Origin of the sequence: Rossellomorea sp. RS05 (genome assembly GCF_039822645.1) — a bacterium.
GTDB lineage: Bacteria > Bacillota > Bacilli > Bacillales > Bacillaceae_B > Rossellomorea > Rossellomorea marisflavi_B.
Map to the genome: position 1 here is coordinate 1,278,806 of NZ_JBDKWY010000001.1, position 19,256 is coordinate 1,298,061.

Sequence of the window (19,256 nt, forward strand, 5' to 3'; positions counted from 1 at the left end):
GAATTGCACATATTACTTATTATTCAAGAATACCCATTTTAAAAAATTTCTATTGTGCATCATTTGAAAGCCTGACATGAATCGTTGCTTAAAACGCAAAATACAAAAAGACAGGGGGATGAAGTAGAAAAAAGAAGTTAGGTTCGGGTTAAACAGAAGGAGGAACATTACACTTATGAGTCAAGGAAAATTTAAAAAGACGATATCACTATTGGACCTCACCTTAATCGGTCTCGGGGCGATCTTCGGATCTGCATGGCTGTTTGCCGTCAGTAACGTCGCATCCCAGGCGGGTCCAGCCGGGAGTTTCTCCTGGATTATTGGAGGCGTCATCATCCTATTAATCGGTCTAGTGTATGCAGAACTGGGTGCGGCACTCCCTCGTACGGGGGGAATCATCCGGTATCCGGTATATTCACACGGACCACTCGTCGGATACATGATTTCATTCATCACGATCGTTGCTTACACCAGTTTGATTTCAATTGAAGTGACAGCTGTACGGCAGTATCTCGCTTATTGGATTCCTGGATTGACGAAAGCGGGGTCTGAATCACCAACAATCGGAGGATGGCTGCTCCAACTAGGGTTGCTCATCGCCTTTTTCCTACTCAATTTTTGGAGCGTAAAGGCTTTTGCCAAATCCAATATCATCATTTCCATTTTCAAATACGTTGTACCAATCACAATCATCGTCGTATTGTCGTTCCATTTTAAATCAGCGAACTTTTCTGTTGAAGCTTTTGCACCATTCGGCTTTGATGGGATCCAAGGAGCCATCGCAACTGGCGGGGTCATGTTCGCCTATCTCGGACTTCATCCCATCGTATCGGTTGCCAGCGAGGTCAAAAACCCTCAACGGAATATTCCAATCGCCCTTGTCCTTTGCATCATCCTTGCAGCTCTGATCTATACGGCACTGCAAGTATTGTTCATCGGAGCTATTCCGACTGATACCATCAGTAATGTAGGTTGGGCCGGAATACAAGAAGAATTCTCCCTTCCATTCGGAGATATCGCGATTGTCTTGGGTCTTGGTTGGTTATCTGCCCTTGTGGTATTCGATGCCATCCTGTCCCCTGGAGGAAACGGAAACATTTTCATGAATACGACAGCACGCCTTGTGTACGCCTGGTCAAGAAACGGTACGCTATTCAAGACATTCTCCAAAGTCGATAAAGTAACGGGAATTCCCCGTTCCTCCCTGTGGCTATCATTGGGACTTTCGATCTTCTGGACACTGCCATTCCCTTCTTGGAATGCACTGGTAAACGTCTGCTCGGTGGCACTGATCCTTTCTTATGCCATTGCACCTATTTCATCGGCCACCTTCTCGGTCAATGCAAAGGACCTGGAGAAACCATTCAAACTTAGAGGAATGAACATCATCGCACCTATTTCCTTTATTTTTGCTTCGTACATTGTCTACTGGTCTGGTTGGAAGACCATTTCATGGTTGCTCGGCTCTCAATTGGTTATGTTCGTCGTCTACTTCATTTTCAAGAAATATGTACCGACAGACAAAGTGAAGCTTCCGCAGCAGCTCAAATCAGCCTGGTGGCTCGTTGGATATTATATCAGTATGCTCATCATCTCATACTTCGGTTCATTTGGCGGCGGAAAAGGGTACCTGGACAATCCAGCCGACCTGATCCTGATTGCCATCGTCTCACTCGCCATATTCTTCTGGGCTAAGTATACAGGTCTACCGAAAGCCATGATTGACTCTGATGATGAAACACCTGAAGAAACAACGAAAGAAAAATAGAAACCTCACATTAACACGTGGATTCTTATAGTCTTTTACCACAAAGAAAGCGTGGGACCAGAAGGTCCCACGCTTTCTTATGGTTACTCCTCATTCTTCTGAGCAGATTTGAATTGAGTGTGAGCTTCTTTGATTACATCTTCCGGCGTTACCGTTAAATGAGACACACCCTCTTCCCTTCCCTGCCACTTAAGGTGAATAAGGAATTCGATATTCCCGTCACCACCTGTGATCGGCGAGTACGAGAGGCCTTCGATATCATAGCCCTCATTCAGTGAGAGGTCTATGATTTTTTGGATTACTGCCTTATGGACGGAAGGATCCCGTACGATGCCTTTTTTCCCGACCTGCTCCCTGCCCGCTTCGAACTGTGGTTTGATGAGGGCAATGCAGTCGCCCCCTTGTACCAAGAGTGTCTTTAAAACAGGGAGGATCAGGGAGAGCGAGATGAAGGAGACGTCGATGGAGGCAAGATTCGGCATTTCACCTTCAAGGTCTTCCGGCTTCACATAGCGGAAATTCGTCCGCTCCATGACAACCACACGCTCATCCTTCCTTAGCTTCCAGGCAAGCTGATTGTAGCCTACATCAAGGGCATAGCTCATTTTCGCGCCATTCTGAAGGGCACAGTCGGTAAATCCACCCGTCGAAGCTCCGATATCAAGAAGAACTTTATTTTCTGCGGTGATATCGAATTCTTTGAGGGCCTTTTCAAGCTTCAAGCCCCCCCTGCTAACATAAGGCATCACTTTTCCTTTGACCGTCAGGGGTGAATCTTCGCTTATCTTCTCCCCCGGTTTATCCAGTCTCATTTCGTTTGAGTACACAAGACCGGCCATGACGGCCCTTTTTGCCTTTTCACGTGTTTCGAAAAGACCTTGTTCTACAAGAAGTATATCTAATCGCTGTTTTTTCACTTTCATGTTCAAGCCCTTTTTTGTTTTTTTGGTGTAATCGTCAAGATCCGGTCGATGACGTTTTCCTTTGTCATACCGATTTCATTGAGCAGTTCTTTGACACTTCCATGCTCCACGAAGTAATCAGGGATTCCGATTCGATCGATAACGGCGTCATGATAGCCTTTTTCCTGAGCAAACTCAAGGACCCCGCTTCCGAAGCCACCCTGAAGGACTGCTTCTTCGATCGTCAATACGGGTATTTCCTCGGAAAGAATGGAAGAAAGCATCGCCTCATCCATCGGCTTGATGAACCGCGCATTCACGACCCGTACTGATACCCCTTGCTTCTCGAGGTCCCCTGCCGCATCCATAGCCATGGGAATCGTTGTACCGAACGTCAGGATGACTGCGTCGGTCCCGTCCTTGAGGATTTCCCACGTGCCGATCGGAATGGTCTTCAATTCTTCGTCCATCTTCACGCCGTAACCATTTCCACGGGGGAAACGGAGGGCGATTGGCCCGTTGTTATAGGAAAGAGCCGTATTGACCATATGTTGGCCTTCATTTTCGTCTTTTGGCATCATAAGGACCATATTCGGCAGATGGCGCAGGAAGGCAATATCGAACACCCCTTGATGGGTTTCGCCATCAGCACCGACAAGTCCAGCCCGGTCGATTCCGATGAACACGTTGAGGTTCTGCCTGCAAATATCGTGAACCACCTGGTCATATGCTCGCTGTAGGAATGTCGAATAAATCGCAAGGAACGGTTTCATATCCTGGGTGGCAAGACCTGCCGCAACCGTCGCCGCATGCTGTTCGGCAATCCCGACGTCGAACATCCTGTCGGGGAATTCCTCCGCAAATCCGAGAAGGCTTGAGCCGACTGGCATGGCAGGAGTGATGGCCACGATACGCTCATCTTCACGTGCCAGCCTCCTGACCGTTTCACTGACAAGGCTGCTCCATGATGGAGGAGCGCCCACCGGTTTGATCAGGTCACCTGTATCGATTTTATACGGGCCGGTTCCATGCCATGTACCGAGTGTGTCTTTTTCGGCAGGCTGGAAGCCTTTCCCCTTCTTCGTGAGAACGTGGAGAAGGACCGGACCCTTTGTTTTTTTCGCATACTGGATGTTTTCCTGTAAGTTTTCATAATCGTGTCCATCAATCGGGCCAAGATAGGTGAAGCCCAGCTCTTCAAAGAACATCCCGGAGACGAACAGATATTTCAAGCTGTCCTTCACCCGTTCAGCCGTACTGGCAAGCTTCCCTCCGACTGCCGGTATTCGCTTCAGGATATACTCCAACTCATCTTTCACCCAGTTATACTTATTCGCCGTGCGAAGACGGCCAAGGATATTATGCAGGGCACCGACATTCGGTGCGATGGACATTTCATTATCATTCAATACGACGATCATGTCCTTCTTTTCATGGCCGATGTGGTTGAGTGCTTCAAGGGCCATCCCTCCGGTCAGCGCACCGTCCCCGATGACGGGAATGATATAGGAATCTTCCTTTTTCACATCCCTTGCGATGGCCATCCCCATGGCAGCGGAGAGGGATGTGGAGCTGTGTCCTGTCTCCCATACGTCATGCTCGCTTTCATTCCGTTTAGGGAATCCGCATAGTCCCTTATATTGTCTAAGGGTATCAAACTGACCTGCGCGCCCCGTCAGGATCTTGTGTACATAAGACTGATGGCCCACATCCCATAATATCTTGTCCTTGGGACTGTCGAAATGCTTATGAAGGGCTACAGTCAATTCGACCACCCCGAGATTCGGCCCGATATGACCGCCGCTTTTGGCGAGATTCCCAATCAGGAAATCACGGATATCTTGGCTCAGTCCCTCCAGTTGTTCATTGGACATATCCTTTAAGAAAGAGGGATCTTTAATCGATAATAAATCCATATGGTCCACTCACTTTCATCACTAGTTAGTTTATTTCATTGACGTTTTTGCATTTTGTATGGTTTTCACTGTGATATGACCCTCGCCGTATTCGACAAAATGATTGTATATTCCCTAGAATACGCAATCACAGGCCATTTTCCAAGTGCTTTGACTTTTCTAAGGGAAAGTCCTTGTCCCCGCGTGTAAAAATAGCCGCTAACACGAATGTGATAACGGCCATGCTGATCATTCAATGGATTGTATTGTTCACTATGAACCGGACTTTACGCTGCTTCTCAACGTCCGGTGTAATGGCTTTCCTGAGTGGATTATACCATAAAAGGGTAATGTCCTCAAACAGCAGCTGTCAGTGGTTGCGCACAGCGATGAGGTTGGCGATTTCTTCAAGAAGGTTTGTATCCCTATCCACCCTTTTCAAGGAGTCGAGTGCTCCGTTCAAATGATAGGCCAGTTTTTCCTTGGCACCCGACATGGTCAATAACTTCGGATACGTGCTCTTATGTTTGGATTCATCGCTTCCCACAGGCTTTCCGATCAATTCTTCCGAACCCTCGATATCCAGGATATCGTCCTGGATCTGGAAGGCAAGGCCGACATGATAGGCAAACTCCTCTAAGGAAGCGAGCTCCTCTGGAGAAGCATCAGACATGATGGCCCCTGCCATGACGGAAAACATCAATAGTTTCCCCGTTTTACGCACATGGATCGACTGCAGTTCTTCAACGGTCAACTCTCCATTTTCCCCTTCGATATCCGCAACTTGACCTCCGACCATCCCCTCCGGCCCTGCACACCGGGCGAGCAAGGCGATGAGTTCAACCTTTTTCTCGTCCGGGAGATGCTCATCTTCCGCAAGCAGTTGGAAGCTGAATGTGAGCAGTCCGTCCCCTGCAAGGATGGCGATTGCTTCGCCGAACACTTTATGATTGGTTGGGTAGCCTCTCCTCAAATCATCATCATCCATGGCGGGCAGATCATCATGGATGAGGGAATATGTATGGATCATTTCAAGGGCGGAAGCCGCCGCCATCCCTGCTTTCGGATCCCGTCCGAAGGATTGCATGGTGGCCAGCACCATGAGGGGGCGAAGTCTCTTCCCACCCGCCTGCAAGGAATAGATCATCGATTCCTTGAGGTGATCGGGAAGGTCCAAAGCTTTCACCTTCCCGATCATATGGTTGGTCACTTCGGAAAGATAGGTGGTTTGAAAATCATTGAACGACATGATCATTCCTCCTCCGGGAGGTCAATGGTTTGCTCCCCTTCATCCGTCATCATCTTCGTCAGCTTATTCTCCGCTTGCTGAAGTGTATCATGGCAATACTTAGAAAGGTTCATCCCCTTCTGGTAGTATTCGATGGCCTGCTCCAAAGGGACCTCCCCTTCTTCAAGCTTTTCTACGATTTCTTCAAGCTGTGCAATCGCCTCTTCAAACGTCGGTTCATTTTTCTTTGCTTTCGGCATGTGTCTCACGCTCCTCAATAGAATCTGCCTTACAATGGATCTGACCATCCTTTACCCTGACGGTTAGGGACTGCCCTTTTTGCACCTGTGCAACCGAGGTGATCAAACTGTCATCTTCATTGTAGGACAAGCTGTATCCACGCTCCATGACCTTCAACGGACTCAGTGCCTCCATCGTCGAAAGGATCGATACGAATTGCTGGCGCTTTTCTTTGAGTCCAGAGGCATATTGCTTTTCTAGCCGGTTCTGCATCGATTGAAGTCGTTCCCCCTGAAGTTTGATCATGCGATCGGGGTGCAGACGCCGCATCCTTTCAGTTAATTGAGCAGTATGATCCTGCTGCTCTTTCAGACGGGAGGTTGCTGCCCTGTCCATCTTTTCATTCAGCCGATCGAGCTGCTCCATCTTCTGTTGGTAAACAAGATGCGGATTACGTAACGAATAGGACCTTCTTAAAGTTTCCAACCGTTGACGATCGTGGTTGAGCCTGTTTTTAAATGCTTTGATTAGCCGGAGTTTACGATTCATGACCCGTTCTAGAAGGTCATCAATGTGGGGGACGGCAAGCTCTCCGGCAGCAGTCGGGGTCGGTGCCCTGAGATCGGCAACGAAGTCTGCAATGGTAAAGTCTGTTTCATGCCCGACTGCTGAAATGATGGGGATCACCGAGCCTGCTATGGCATCTGCAACGATCTCTTCATTGAACGCCCATAGCTCTTCAATGGATCCGCCACCCCTGCCGATGATCAACACATCAATCGTTGGGTCTTCATTGACTTTATGGATGGCCTCCGCAACGGAAGCCGGCGCTTTTTCTCCCTGCACTAGTGCAGGGTAGACAAGGACTTCCCCGATGGGGTATCTCCTTTTGATGGTGGTGATGATATCCCTGATGGCCGCTCCTGTCGGTGACGTGACGACAGCAATCTTAGTAGGGAAGGAAGGGATTTTCTTTTTCCTGGACTCGTCGAAATATCCGGCCCCCTTCAGCTTTTCCTTGAGCTGTTCATACGCAAGATACAGAGCACCGATACCGTCGGGCTGCATATCCTTCACATAGATTTGATATTGCCCGCCTGCTTCGTAGACGGATAGATCTCCGCGGATCAGGACATTCATCCCGTTTTCTGGCCTGAACTTCAGTGATTGATTCTGGCTTGAAAACATCACGGCTAGGATACGGGCTTTCTCATCTTTCAATGTAAAGTACATATGACCACTGGAATGCCTTTTGAAGTTCGAGATTTCCCCTTTGACGTACACACCGTTCAAGTGGGGATCACGGTCGAATTTCCGTTTTATGTATTTTGTCAGAGCTTGTACGGTTAAGTAGGTAGCTTGTTCCATCTCCATGTGAGTCCTGACTCCTTTTTTGCATGTACTGGGCGTCTGAATGAGCAGGTGCTCAATCAAAAGAAAGGGACGCATCCGCTGTCCCTTCCATTGGTATCCATTGTACTATGTTTCACTCATTTTTACGATTCAAAACATGCGCATGGCAGACTTCACTGTATTGTGAAGCATCATGGTAATGGTCATGGGGCCGATTCCACCGGGTACCGGTGTAAGCAGGCCAGCCCGGCCCATCACGTCATCGGCAATGACGTCGCCGCATACTCCGCCATCTTCTCCCCTGTTCATACCGGCATCGATGACCAAAGCTCCAGATTTGATGGCTTCTCTACCGATAAACCCGGCCTTTCCTGCTGCGGAAATGAGGATATCGGCCTGCCTGGTGAGGGAAAAGAGATCCTCGGTGTCCGAATGGCATTGTGTTACGGTTGCATTACGGTTCAAAAGCATCGTTCCCAACGGTTTCCCGATCAAGTTGCTCTTACCGATGATCACCACATGACGACCTGCGATGGGGATGTTCTCATGCTGAAGCATATTGGCGATGGCGAGGGGGGCACAAGGGTGGAAGGTTTCCTGGGCGGTTGCCAATCTTCCGATGGAGAGGGGATGAAGTCCATCAATATCCTTCGTCGGGGATACCGCTCCCAAGACATTGGCGGGATCGATATCGCCGGGAAGGGGTAGCTGAACAAGGATACCGTGAATATGGGCGGAATCATTCAGCTGATCGATGAGTGCCACTAGTTGTTCTTCATCGGCCGACTGATAGTGATGGAGTTCGGAATGGATACCGACATCGGCACATGCCTTCTCCTTCAACCTGACATATGACCTGGATGCAGGATTGTCACCGACGAGGATGATGGCAAGTCCTGGGATGATACCGGATTGTTTCAGTTCCCCTACACGGATCTTCAATTCCAAGCGCCACTCATGTGAGATCTTCGTACCATCTATGATCCTGGTCGACATCCGCCCAACCCCTTTCTAGATCAATCTTGCTTTACTTTTGATAGCACTCCATTGACGAATTTACTGGACTGCTCGTCCCCAAAGATCTTGGCAATCTCGACGGCTTCGTTGATGGCGACTTTTCCAGGTACGTCTTCTACATGAAGAAGTTCATAGGTACCGATACGCAAAATATTACGATCAACCTTAGCCAAACGATCGAATGACCATTTTTCAAGATTCCCTTTTATAATTGCGTCAATGGAATCCTGGTGTTCAACGAACCCAAGCACAAGCTGCTGTAGGTAATCATCCATCTTATGTTCTTCAAGCACATTCGAAAGAGCCTCCTCCGGCTCAATACCGCTCATATCTATTTGAAATAACGCCTGCAATGCCTTTTCACGGGCAACTCTTCTTTTCATGATTATGACTCCTTTTAATCCAAACTCAATTTACATACCTTTGATAATAGCACAAACCAGCACCAATACGCACGCGTAACTAAAAAAATCAATATTCTAAAAACAAGATTGAGCTAAACCATATTGCTGATTTTTCTATGAAAATGAATGGAACTCCTGCATTAGTGCATTCCTTTTGTGTATCCCTTTAAAGCACTGTTTCGGTTATTGACGCAGCACCTTATTGATGAATGTTGTTTTTGCTTCTGTATATTTTTCGCGGTCATGATCAAACTTTTGTGCGATCCGCCTTTTAAGTGCAGCATATTGATCCGCAAGATGTCCATCCGCTCGCAATCGATTTCGAAATCTAAGTTGTTCACCCCACCGCTCTTCTCCTTCTTGCATGAGATGTAAATGAGCTACCCGTTTATCATTCTCCACTTTCACAAAAAATCTTCTCCAATGGTGTTTGTCTAATTCCGGGGGGACATAATGCCAATCGTATAATGACAAGTTACCCACTACGCCGTCGATGTCTTCGAATGATGAAATGGATGCCATGAAATCAATAATTGGCTTAGCAGGCAGATCAGGAATTGCGGTGCTTCCAATATGTTCTACTTCCCTGACCCCCCACGCAGAGAGTATTTGGAGCAGTTCCTTACGCTCTCGAATACCTTGATCCATCCAATCGGGGTCTGGATCCTCAATTTCTATTGTTTCATATGCCCACGCCGGGATATTTCGCTCATTATCATTGCTCAAATCGTCCATCCTCCTTGAAGAAAAGCTGTATGAAAATATGAATATTCCGTATATTCCAGCTGCAGAATTCGATACTTGCCGAAACCTTGCTCTCATTCTTTTCTATATTACGAGTATTCGTTTTCACGGACCAGCACTCTTTACCATAAAAGCAGGGTGGGACTTCTAAACTGTCATGGATAAGGTGAGATTTTGAATCTTCCATATGTAAACAAAAAGGGCAGCCCAAGACAGGCTGCCCTTCCCTATTACATTTCTTCTTCAATCTCAGGTTCGATCCTTTGGTTTTCAAACTGTACGCCGACGATATGCACGTTGACTTCTTCCGCCTCGAGGGCGGTCATGTTCAAGAGTGCCTGACGGATGTTGTCCTGGATCTTTTGAGCGACAGTCGGGATGGAAACACCGAACTGCATGATGCAGTATACATCGATCAGGATACCATCTTCAGCAAGTTCCACTTTGACACCTTTACCATGATTTTTCTTACCTAGGCGTTCAACGACACCTGATGCAAAGTTTCCGCGCATCTGTGATACGCCTTCCACTTCAGAGGCTGCGATGCCTGCAATGACCTCGATCACTTCCGGAGCGATTTCGATCTTCCCAAGTCCGTCTTTACCGTGAGACATCTGTAAAAGATTTTGATTTTCCGCCATTCGTGGTCCCTCCTTGGATTTCTCTAGGATTTCATAATTTCATATTTCTCTAGGAATTTCGTATTGAAATCTCCACCTACAAAGGTTTCATGTTCCAACAGTTTCAAGTGGAATCCGATGGTTGTGTGAACTCCTTCGACAACGAACTCATTCAGTGCACGCTTCATCCTTGAAATGGCTTCTTCCCTGGTAGCCCCGAAAGAAATGACCTTCGCGATCATGCTGTCGTAGTAAGGCGGGATCATATAACCAGGATATGCAGCAGAATCGACCCTTACACCTACACCGCCTGGAGGCAGATACATTTCGATCCTTCCCGCAGATGGCATGAAGTTCTTTTCAGGATTTTCCGCATTGATGCGGCACTCGATCGCCCACCCGTTGAAGGTCACATCTTCTTGTGTAAGGGAAAGTTTCTCCCCTGAAGCCACACGGATCTGTTCCTTGATGAGGTCGACACCAGTGACTTGCTCCGTCACGGGATGTTCGACTTGGATACGGGTATTCATCTCCATGAAATAGAAGGATTGCTGATTGTAATCATAGATAAATTCTACCGTGCCGGCACCTGTATAATCAACCGCTTCTGCTGCTTTTACAGCAGCATCCCCCATTCTTTCCCGAACTTCTTCGTTCAAGGCAGGTGAAGGGCTTTCTTCAAGGAGCTTTTGCAGACGACGTTGGATCGTGCAGTCACGCTCCCCGAGGTGGATGACGTTCCCGAAATTGTCTGCCATGACCTGGATCTCGACGTGACGGAAATCCTCGATGAATTTCTCGATATAGACACCCGGGTTCCCGAATGCCGTCATTGCTTCCTGCTGGGTGATGTTGACACCCTTCACGAGTTCTTCTTCGGTCTTCGCAACACGGATCCCTTTACCCCCACCACCGGCAGTTGCCTTGATGATGACAGGATATCCCATGGATTCAGCAAGTGCAACTGCTTCTTCTGCATCCTTGACGATCCCTTTGGAGCCGGGAACGACAGGTACACCTGCTTCGCGCATCGTTTCACGCGCCACATCCTTCGTACCCATTTTCGAAATGGCTTCAGGTGATGGGCCGATGAATGTGATGTGGCATTCGCGGCATAGTTCCGCGAAATCAGAGTTCTCCGCAAGGAAGCCATAGCCTGGATGGATTGCATCACAGCCTGTGAGCTTCGCAACAGAGATGATGTTCGTGAAATTCAGGTAGCTGTCTTTCGACGTCTTGGGACCGATACAATATGCTTCATCGGCCAGCTGTACGTGTAGTGCTTCTTTATCTGCTTCGGAGTAGACGGCTACGCTTTCGATGTCCATATCCCGGCAAGCCCGGATGATACGGACGGCGATTTCTCCCCGATTGGCAACTAATACTTTCTTAATCATGAGTCCATTCGCTCCTTATTCAGGTTTCACCAAGAACAATGGCTGACCGTATTCGACCAGTTGACCATCCTTCACTAGGATCTCGGCGATTTCCCCTTTTACTTCGGCTTCGATTTCGTTGAATAGCTTCATGGCTTCAACGATGCAGACAACGGAATTCTCATCCACTTTGGAGCCCAATTTTACATAGGCACCTGATTCTGGTGAAGAGGATTGATAGAATGTCCCCACCATCGGTGACGTGATGGTATGAAGATTCGATTGATCTGCCGGTGCCTCCGCTGCCGGTGCTTCCTGCTTTGGTGCAGGTGCTGCTGCAGCCGGAGCCTGCTGGATGGCCTGAACGGCAGGTTCGCGTACCTCTTGTACGGCTTGTACTTGTTGAACAGCGTTCTTCTTCAGCTTGATTTTGGAACCTTCATGCTCGTATGTAAATTCATCCACACTTGATTGGTCTACCAATTTGATTATTTCCCGGATTTCTTGGATTTTTAACACAACTTTACACCCCTCTTAATGGTTAACTAATTATGACTAGCTACTAATATCATACGATAATATCTAGTCTAAATTCAACATATGATTCTTGATGTGGTGGGACTTACCTATCCCTTACCCTTATTCTAGACCTTTTCAACAAAAAAATAAAATGGTTACCCGAAAAAATGGAGGACAAAAAAAGCCTGACCCCCTTTTCCGGGAAATCAGGCTGTGGACCGGTCTCAATTATTCGGCTGGAACTCTACTGCAACCGGCTTCAATTGACCGACTTCACTTTTGACGAGGCGGATGATTTCATTTGCCTCAGTGGCGCTGTGCTCTTTATCAGACTTGACCGTAATACGGACATTCTCTGCTGATGCCCTCACGAGTGCATCCTTATAGCCCATCGTTTTGATCAGCGTTTCAAGGACTTCTTCTGTCATGGCCGAGTCCTTCAGGTTTTCCATCTCTTCATAGGCAGCACTCTTATCTTCTGCTGAAACTTCCGGATCTCCCACCTTCGCTTCAAGTTCTTCCCTCATCTGATCCCGCTTCTCATTCACTTCGATGCGGAGAGCTTCGAACATTTCATTGCCGGCAGCATCTGTCACCACTTCCACATCACCCGATGTTTCTTTGTCCTTTGCCCCTTTTTTCGCATCTTCTGCAGCGAAATCCGTAGCCTGCTGCGTAGGTGAAGTGATGTAGTATACAGATAGGACAATCACAAGGCTCAGCATTGTCAACAACCATACCGTTTGCTTTTTCAATAACATGTATCGTTTCCCCCTTATTTTTTCGGTAGGACCGAAACCCGATGGCTTGGTACATCCAGCGTGCGGGTCACTGCCTCGATGATCCATTTTTTCAGCTGTATATTATCGGCTCCCTTGGCTACCACCAGGACTCCGCTTACTTTTGGTTTTTTTGTTTCTTTGATGATGGGAACTTCTTTCTCTCCATCACGGATGATCACGATCTGCTCTTCCTTGTTGCTTTCCTGGATGGACCGTTCCCCGCCTTGCTTGTCTACCTCATCGGTCTTCTGGTTGGATTGGGTCGCATTTTTCTCGAACACCTTGCTCTCGGTTGCTTCGACGTTGACGACGACATGGGCTTCGCTCACCCCGACAATTTGATCGAGCGCTTCCTTGAGCTGATTCTTATAATGTTCTTCATATTCTTTCATCAGCTGCTCCGTATCGGATTCTTTAGACCCAAAAGCCGGTACCTCTTCAGGACTACTGGAAACTTCGACGGCATCGTTCTTTGGTACCCATAGATCACTCATCAGCATAAAGGCTACCCCGAGGAGCAAAACGATCAGGACGTATTGATATTTCTTCCCTTTCTTACCTGGCGGAGGGTTTGGCCTTTCTTTTGAAAACCATTCCTTCAATGCTTGAATCGGTCCTTTATCGAGATTCACGGGATGAATTCCCCCCTTCGACTGAAATGATTAGTTGATCCTGGGTTAGATTCCATTTTTCTGCTAGAAATGAGGCGATCCCTGAGTTGTCCTCTGTTTCTTTCCGGCTTACCTTCTGATCTTGTGAATCGATTTCCACCATCTGTACCGCCTCTACCGAATCATCTTTTTCCTCCGTCAGATGAACCGTGACGCTCGTGATGCTTTCTGGTAACCGGTCCAGATCTTCGGCCTGTATGCTCACACTGTCAATGACTTTGTTATGCCGGTCCATCATCTCCTTTTCAGCATCGTTTTTCATTTGGACAGCCATTTGTTCTAAAATATATGCACGCTGTGAAGCTTGTATTTCTTTTTTCTTCGATTCAATCGAATTTTCTACAGATTGACTGGTTGATTGCTTCCAATCCATGGACGCAAGGGCTGCGTCAAAATCGGTTGTGAACAATTTAAGAAGTGGCGTCAAGATGATGGTGATCAGGATGAGGCCAGTGACGATTTTGGCATACTTCTTCATGTTCGAGCTTGGCAGGAGCATGTCGATGACCGTCGCCAACAGGATGAATACGATGATGTTCGTGATCCATTCGGTTAAAAATGACATCGGGAATCCCCCCTTTAGAACGTCGTTACCGGACCATCATGGTAATGTTCCCTGCAGCCACGATGATCGTGATGCTAAGAAAAAACATGAACGATACGATGGCCAGGGCAGCAAAGACATAAATAATGCTTTTTGATATGGTATCGAGACACTCGATCACCGGTCCCCCGCCAAGGGGCTGGAGAAGGGCGGCAGCCAGTTTGTAGATGAACGCAATCATCAGGATCTTGATGGCCGGGAAGGCAGCGATCAGCAAGATGATGGCCACCCCAGCAATCCCTACGGTGTTCTTAAGGAGGACCGAAGCGCTGATAACCGTGTCGGTTGCATCGGTGAACATCCTGCCGATCACGGGTACGAAATTCCCTGTGACGAATTTGGCCGTCCTGATCGACACACCATCCGAGACGGCGGCAGTGGTCCCTTGGACTGAGATCACGCCCAAAAAAATGGTCATGAAAGCGCCCAATAGCCCGATGCTCCACGTTCTGAGGAGCTGGGCGAGCTGCGTGACCTTATAGTGGGTCGATAACGTGCTCACTATGCTCAGAAGCGTGGAAAGGAATAAGAGGGGCAGAACAACATTCTTGATCAATATACCACTTGTATTCATGAGGAAGATGATGACCGGGTGAAAGAAGGCGGCTGATATAAGGCCGCCTGATGCTGCAATCAATGCAAGCAGGAGCGGGATAAGGGCAATGATGAAGTTGACCATGGTGGTGATCGCCTCATACGTATAATCAATGGCCACATGGAAGCTGTTTAGGGCGATGATGATTAGGACCATGAAGACGATCCCATAGGCGACCTTGCTGACATTCCCACCCTCAAACGCATTCTGTAGCGACTGAAGGAACATGCTGAAGATCGTGAGGAGGATCAACGTCCCTAGAAGCTTGCCGTTCATCATCAACTCCTGGAATGCAAAGTGCAGGAGTCCAGTGAACCATGCTTTGAACGAAAACTCCTTCTCTCCTTTGATGAAGTCGATGAGGCTGCCCTTCTGACTTTCAGGCAGGAATCCCCCGTAATCATCCACGATGCTTGTCCAATATCCTTTCAACTCGTCGATACCAAGATGATCGATCTGCTCATTGATCATTTCATCTTGGAGGCTTGCATCCTCCTCCGCGTTTCCTTCGGCCTGTCCGGTTGTAGGGAATAAGAAGATGATTAATAGGGTGAGCGCTAGCGTGCGTTGGATGGTTTTCATGATTTCCCCCCTCGGGAACGGTTCAAGTGGACGGGATCATATTGATGATTGTCTCGATGATGACCGTCAATATCGGGATGGCCATGGCAAGGATGAGGATCTTCCCGGCAAGCTCCACCTTGGCAGCGATGGCACCCTCCCCTGCATCCCTCGTGATATGTGCTGCAAATTCAGCTATATAGGCGATTCCGATGATCTTCAGGATCGTCTGGACGTACACAAGGTTCACGTTTGCATTCGCTGCCAGTTTCTCAAGCATGTGAATGATGGCATAGATCTGATCAATGAGGAACAGAAAGATCGAGCAGCCGACAAAAACGATGAGCAGGAAAGCAAAGTTCGGCTTCTGTTCCTTGATGAGCAAGGCCAGGAAGGTCGAGACAAGTGCGATTCCGACTATCTGGATGATCTCAATCGTCGTCCCCCCCTTTCCTATCCCTGATACAAGAAGACCGATTTGATCTTTTGGAATAATTCATCCACGATGGAGGCCACCATGAACAGAATATAGATGAAGCCGAATAACGTCACCCACTGGGCATATTCCTTCTTTCCCATCTGATCAAGGATCGTGTGCAGGAAAGCAACAACGATCCCCACCCCTGCAATTTTAAAAATGATATCCACGTCTATTCCCATCTTGCGTTCCTCCTTCGCGTCACAGCAGAAGGATGATGAGAAGCAGCCCCGTCAAGAAACCGAGGCTCTTAGTCATCCGTTCATACTTCTTCTGCTTCTCGGCCGCTTCTACTTCTTCTCGTTCCAAGTGCAGCATGGCAAGCCTGATATGCTTTTGTTCCGTGACAATGTCATGACGGCCGAGCGTCTGTCCAAATTGTTTGAGGATCTCGTAATCCTCCTTCTTGAGGGCGGTCATTTTCCATATTACATCCAGGCTTTCCTCCCAAGCCCTCCGCACGGATATTTCCTCCTTGGTCAACTTCATTGAGAAAGAATCAAAGATCAGGGATACAGGGGCTGTGAGCTGCGATGATATCTTCCTGGCCGCTTCATGAAGCGGGGTATGGCTATAGGTGATCTCAGCCTCAAGATACTGAAGTGCCGACTTCAATGAGCGTAATTGTTTCGGACGCTCCGTCAGGACTTTTGATAGCTCAAATCCTGCCCACGAAGTGGATAGGAGAATGAAGATCGCACCGATGATTTTGATCATGTAGCTCTGAGCCTTGATGGTGAAAGCAGCTTGCCATCTGCATCGAGCACACGATGGATCACACCAGGCTCTCCCCCCTTTTTCAGCTCCACGAATCGATCAAATGTATGGAGGGCCATGACATCCCTGATCACCGGGCGCTTTCTCACCTCTTCAAGGGAATCACCGTGGACCGTAGTGATCAAGGTGATCCCTGCATTGACTGCCTCCTGAATGGCGGTACCGTCTTCTTGACGGCCGATTTCATCCACGATAAGCACATCAGGGCTCATGGAACGGATAAGCATCATCATGCCTTCTGCTTTCGGACAGGCATCCAGTACATCGATACGCTGGCCGAATGACAACTGAGGTACGCCTTCCACGCACCCTGCAATTTCCGATCGTTCATCCACGATGCCCACTTTCGCCGGTGGGATCCGTTCACCAGGCACCCCGCTTGAAACCATGCGTGCTATATCCCTCAGCAGCGTGGTTTTCCCGGTCTGAGGAGGGCCTATGATCATCGTATGTTTCCACCCTCTTCCAGAAAGGTATGGGATGAGGGGCTCGGCGATCCCGATCTTTTGGCGGGCGACCCGGATGTTGAAGGAGGACAGATTCCGTATGCCTTTCACGACTCCTCCTTCGAGGATGACTTTACCGGCAAGGCCGACCCGGTGTCCTCCTTCAATGGTGATATATCCTCGTCTCAGCTCCTCTTCCAATGCATAAAACGAGTGCTTTGACAGTTTGTTGATCAGGTTTTCGCTATCTTCTGCGGTGACTGTGTACGGGAGGAAATGGGGCTTTCCCCTCGACGTCACTTCCAGTTCTCTATGGGTTCTTACCCTTATCTCTTCAATGGATTCTAGCAATGGTTGCGGCAGGAGTTGAATATGGCTGGATATAGTGGTGGGAAGCATGGCCAGGATCTCTTGCATGAACTTTACCTCCTAACGAAATTCCATCACGGGATATGTACAAGCTCCCTGATAATACAATGTATTTCGCCAAGGGTCGGTTTATGACAGATTGTTCGTTGAGGTTCAGGAATGAGAGTATCAGGGCGGAGAAAGGGGCCGTTTCGGGCAAATAAAAAAAGCCAGCGGAATTTCCGCTTGGCTTTCTGTTTGGATTATGCGCGTGATACGTATGAACCATCCGTTGTGTTTACAACCAATTTATCCCCTTCATTGACGAAGAAAGGAACGTTCACCACAAGTCCGGTTTCCGTTTTGGCAGGTTTTGATCCGCCGGAAGCCGTATCGCCTTTGATTCCAGGCTCTGTTTCTGTTACTTCGAGTTCAACCGTGTTCGGAAGCTCGACGCCCAACGTTTCACCTTGATACATCATGATGGAAACTTCCATGTTTTCTTTAAGATATTTCAATTCATATTCGATGGAAGGAGCCGGAAGTTCGATTTGCTCGTAGCTCTCGTTGTCCATGAATACGTGCATATCCCCATTGGCATAAAGATATTGCATGCGGCGGTTATCAATTTGGGCTTTGCCCACTTTTTCACCTGCACGGAATGTTTTCTCCTGGATCGCACCTGTACGCAGGTTACGTAGCTTGGAGCGTACGAAAGCCGCTCCCTTACCAGGCTTAACGTGTTGGAAATCCATTACGCGCCAGATCCCGTTGTCTACTTCGATGGTTAGTCCTGTACGAAAATCATTAACTGAAATCATGTATGTTCCTCCTACTATATAATAATCCTGTCTGCCATCAGAATGGCAAGATGATCAATTCTTTCGACGAATGCATGAGGTTGTCATTACCATCCTCAGTGATCACCAGATCATCCTCGATCCGCACGCCCCCGACACCCGGTACGTAAATACCAGGTTCTACCGTGACGATCATACCCGGCTCAAGGGTCGTTTCCGATCTGAATGAAAGCCCGGGACCCTCGTGGACTTCAAGTCCGATCCCGTGTCCTAGTGAATGGCCGAAACAGTCCCCATACCCTTTTTCGGTTATGTAGTCTCGACTGATGGCGTCAGCTTCCTTACCGGTCATGCCGGGTTTGATCTGTTCGACAGCCATCAATTGGGATTGCAGGACGATGCCGTAGATTTCCTTCAGCTTCTCGCTGGGCTCACCGACAGAAATGGTCCTTGTCATATCTGAAGCATATCCATTATAGTATGCACCAAAGTCAAGGGTTACAAAATCCCCTTTTTCAATGACTTTCTCGCTTGCCACCCCGTGAGGCATGGCAGAACGGAGTCCCGATGCGACGATGGTATCGAATGAAGAACTGGTCGCGCCTTGCTTCCGCATGAAGAACTCCATTTCATTGGAAACGTCCAGCTCGGTCAAACCAGGTCTGATGTAATCCAGGATATGCTTGAATGTAGCTTCGGCGATGTCCGCAGCATACTTAATTATCTTAATCTCTTCAGGAGTCTTAATCAAGCGTAATTTTTCCACTACACCCGACACCGGGACGAATTCGGCACTCAGGGCAGCCTGATAGGTGGTGAAGGCATCATAGGTCATATAGTCCTTCTCGAAGCCGACCGTCTTCAGTCCAAGTTTCTGGACCTGTTTGGCGACCTCGGCGTGAATCGGACCTTTATGCTGGATGATATCATATCCGATGGCCTGCTCCGCAGCCTGCTCGGTATAGCGGAAGTCCGTGATGAATAGCGCCTTATCCGCCGAAATGAGCACCACACCTGCGGATCCCGTGAAGTTGGTCATATAGCGGCGATTGAATTCACTTGTAATCAAGAGTGCATCAATGTTTCGTTCATTCAAAGATTCGCGTAAACGGTCAATTTTTGTCATGT

22 protein-coding genes are annotated in these 19,256 nt (G+C 48.2%); 1 reads left to right on the forward strand and 21 read right to left on the reverse strand.

The annotated features are described in order from the left end of the window. The first annotated feature begins 175 nt into the window (after window positions 1-175). Entirely contained in the window at window positions 176-1,768 is a 1,593-nt protein-coding gene (locus ABJ225_RS06660; protein ID WP_347319070.1) for an APC family permease, read from the forward strand. A gap of 83 nt (window positions 1,769-1,851) precedes the next feature. Here ABJ225_RS06660 and ABJ225_RS06665 read toward each other — a convergent pair whose 3' ends face one another. The 21 genes from ABJ225_RS06665 to ABJ225_RS06765 all read right to left on the reverse strand — a co-directional run bounded on the left by ABJ225_RS06665 (window position 1,852) and on the right by ABJ225_RS06765 (window position 19,254). Next, a complete protein-coding gene (locus tag ABJ225_RS06665) occupies window positions 1,852-2,691 on the reverse strand; it encodes a TlyA family RNA methyltransferase (RefSeq protein ID WP_347319072.1) in 840 nt (279 codons plus the stop codon). A gap of 2 nt (window positions 2,692-2,693) precedes the next feature. Beyond that, window positions 2,694-4,586, reverse strand: a complete 1,893-nt coding sequence (gene dxs / locus ABJ225_RS06670; RefSeq protein ID WP_347319074.1) for a 1-deoxy-D-xylulose-5-phosphate synthase — start codon at window positions 4,584-4,586, stop codon at window positions 2,694-2,696. Window positions 4,587-4,935: 349 nt separating this feature from the next. Next, window positions 4,936-5,820 carry a polyprenyl synthetase family protein gene (locus ABJ225_RS06675; RefSeq protein ID WP_481900597.1) on the reverse strand — a complete coding sequence of 295 codons (885 nt, stop codon included), beginning with the start codon at window positions 5,818-5,820 and terminating at the stop codon, window positions 4,936-4,938. Then, window positions 5,817-6,053, reverse strand: coding sequence for an exodeoxyribonuclease VII small subunit (locus ABJ225_RS06680; protein WP_053426623.1), 237 nt, complete (start codon window positions 6,051-6,053; stop codon window positions 5,817-5,819). The genes ABJ225_RS06675 and ABJ225_RS06680 overlap by 4 nt, the downstream gene beginning before the upstream one ends. Beyond that, window positions 6,031-7,401: an exodeoxyribonuclease VII large subunit gene (gene xseA, locus ABJ225_RS06685; RefSeq protein ID WP_347319320.1), complete on the reverse strand. Its 1,371-nt coding sequence runs from the start codon at window positions 7,399-7,401 to the stop codon at window positions 6,031-6,033. Before xseA ends, ABJ225_RS06680 begins: the two co-directional genes overlap by 23 nt. A gap of 135 nt (window positions 7,402-7,536) precedes the next feature. Continuing rightward, on the reverse strand, window positions 7,537-8,382 hold the full coding sequence (locus ABJ225_RS06690) for a bifunctional 5,10-methylenetetrahydrofolate dehydrogenase/5,10-methenyltetrahydrofolate cyclohydrolase (protein ID WP_347319078.1): 846 nt from the start codon (window positions 8,380-8,382) through the stop codon (window positions 7,537-7,539). 20 nt (window positions 8,383-8,402) lie between these two features. Next, the gene (gene nusB / locus ABJ225_RS06695; protein WP_056535453.1) at window positions 8,403-8,786 is read right to left on the reverse strand and encodes a transcription antitermination factor NusB; all 384 of its coding nucleotides are present in this window, start codon (window positions 8,784-8,786) and stop codon (window positions 8,403-8,405) included. A gap of 204 nt (window positions 8,787-8,990) precedes the next feature. After that, a complete protein-coding gene (locus ABJ225_RS06700; protein ID WP_481900598.1) occupies window positions 8,991-9,533 on the reverse strand; it encodes a GrpB family protein in 543 nt (180 codons plus the stop codon). A gap of 248 nt (window positions 9,534-9,781) precedes the next feature. Next, window positions 9,782-10,192, reverse strand: coding sequence for an Asp23/Gls24 family envelope stress response protein (locus ABJ225_RS06705; RefSeq protein ID WP_053426620.1), 411 nt, complete (start codon window positions 10,190-10,192; stop codon window positions 9,782-9,784). Window positions 10,193-10,215: 23 nt separating this feature from the next. Beyond that, on the reverse strand, window positions 10,216-11,568 hold the full coding sequence (accC, locus tag ABJ225_RS06710; RefSeq protein ID WP_048014023.1) for an acetyl-CoA carboxylase biotin carboxylase subunit: 1,353 nt from the start codon (window positions 11,566-11,568) through the stop codon (window positions 10,216-10,218). Between the two features lie 15 nt (window positions 11,569-11,583). Continuing rightward, window positions 11,584-12,066 carry an acetyl-CoA carboxylase biotin carboxyl carrier protein gene (accB, locus tag ABJ225_RS06715; RefSeq protein ID WP_048014022.1) on the reverse strand — a complete coding sequence of 161 codons (483 nt, stop codon included), beginning with the start codon at window positions 12,064-12,066 and terminating at the stop codon, window positions 11,584-11,586. Window positions 12,067-12,290: 224 nt separating this feature from the next. After that, a complete protein-coding gene (locus ABJ225_RS06720) occupies window positions 12,291-12,827 on the reverse strand; it encodes a SpoIIIAH-like family protein (protein ID WP_056535451.1) in 537 nt (178 codons plus the stop codon). Window positions 12,828-12,841: 14 nt separating this feature from the next. Then, the gene (spoIIIAG, locus tag ABJ225_RS06725) at window positions 12,842-13,480 is read right to left on the reverse strand and encodes a stage III sporulation protein AG (RefSeq protein ID WP_056535450.1); all 639 of its coding nucleotides are present in this window, start codon (window positions 13,478-13,480) and stop codon (window positions 12,842-12,844) included. Further along, window positions 13,467-14,084: a stage III sporulation protein AF gene (gene spoIIIAF, locus ABJ225_RS06730; protein ID WP_056535449.1), complete on the reverse strand. Its 618-nt coding sequence runs from the start codon at window positions 14,082-14,084 to the stop codon at window positions 13,467-13,469. The genes spoIIIAG and spoIIIAF overlap by 14 nt, the downstream gene beginning before the upstream one ends. 25 nt (window positions 14,085-14,109) lie before the next feature. Continuing rightward, complete coding sequence (gene spoIIIAE, locus ABJ225_RS06735; RefSeq protein WP_347319082.1) at window positions 14,110-15,300, reverse strand: stage III sporulation protein AE; 1,191 nt, start codon at window positions 15,298-15,300, stop codon at window positions 14,110-14,112. 22 nt (window positions 15,301-15,322) lie between these two features. After that, window positions 15,323-15,706 (reverse strand): stage III sporulation protein AD, encoded by a 384-nt coding sequence (gene spoIIIAD / locus ABJ225_RS06740; protein ID WP_142128645.1) that lies wholly within the window; start codon window positions 15,704-15,706, stop codon window positions 15,323-15,325. 26 nt (window positions 15,707-15,732) lie between these two features. Further along, entirely contained in the window at window positions 15,733-15,939 is a 207-nt protein-coding gene (gene spoIIIAC / locus ABJ225_RS06745; RefSeq protein WP_048006041.1) for a stage III sporulation protein AC, read from the reverse strand. Between the two features lie 19 nt (window positions 15,940-15,958). Beyond that, window positions 15,959-16,474, reverse strand: coding sequence for a stage III sporulation protein SpoIIIAB (gene spoIIIAB, locus ABJ225_RS06750; protein ID WP_347319084.1), 516 nt, complete (start codon window positions 16,472-16,474; stop codon window positions 15,959-15,961). Beyond that, complete coding sequence (gene spoIIIAA, locus ABJ225_RS06755) at window positions 16,471-17,397, reverse strand: stage III sporulation protein AA (RefSeq protein ID WP_347319087.1); 927 nt, start codon at window positions 17,395-17,397, stop codon at window positions 16,471-16,473. The genes spoIIIAB and spoIIIAA overlap by 4 nt, the downstream gene beginning before the upstream one ends. Before the next feature lie 194 nt (window positions 17,398-17,591). Then, on the reverse strand, window positions 17,592-18,149 hold the full coding sequence (efp, locus tag ABJ225_RS06760; RefSeq protein ID WP_048006044.1) for an elongation factor P: 558 nt from the start codon (window positions 18,147-18,149) through the stop codon (window positions 17,592-17,594). 37 nt (window positions 18,150-18,186) lie between these two features. Next, on the reverse strand, window positions 18,187-19,254 hold the full coding sequence (locus tag ABJ225_RS06765; RefSeq protein WP_347319089.1) for a M24 family metallopeptidase: 1,068 nt from the start codon (window positions 19,252-19,254) through the stop codon (window positions 18,187-18,189). Window positions 19,255-19,256 lie beyond the last annotated feature (2 nt).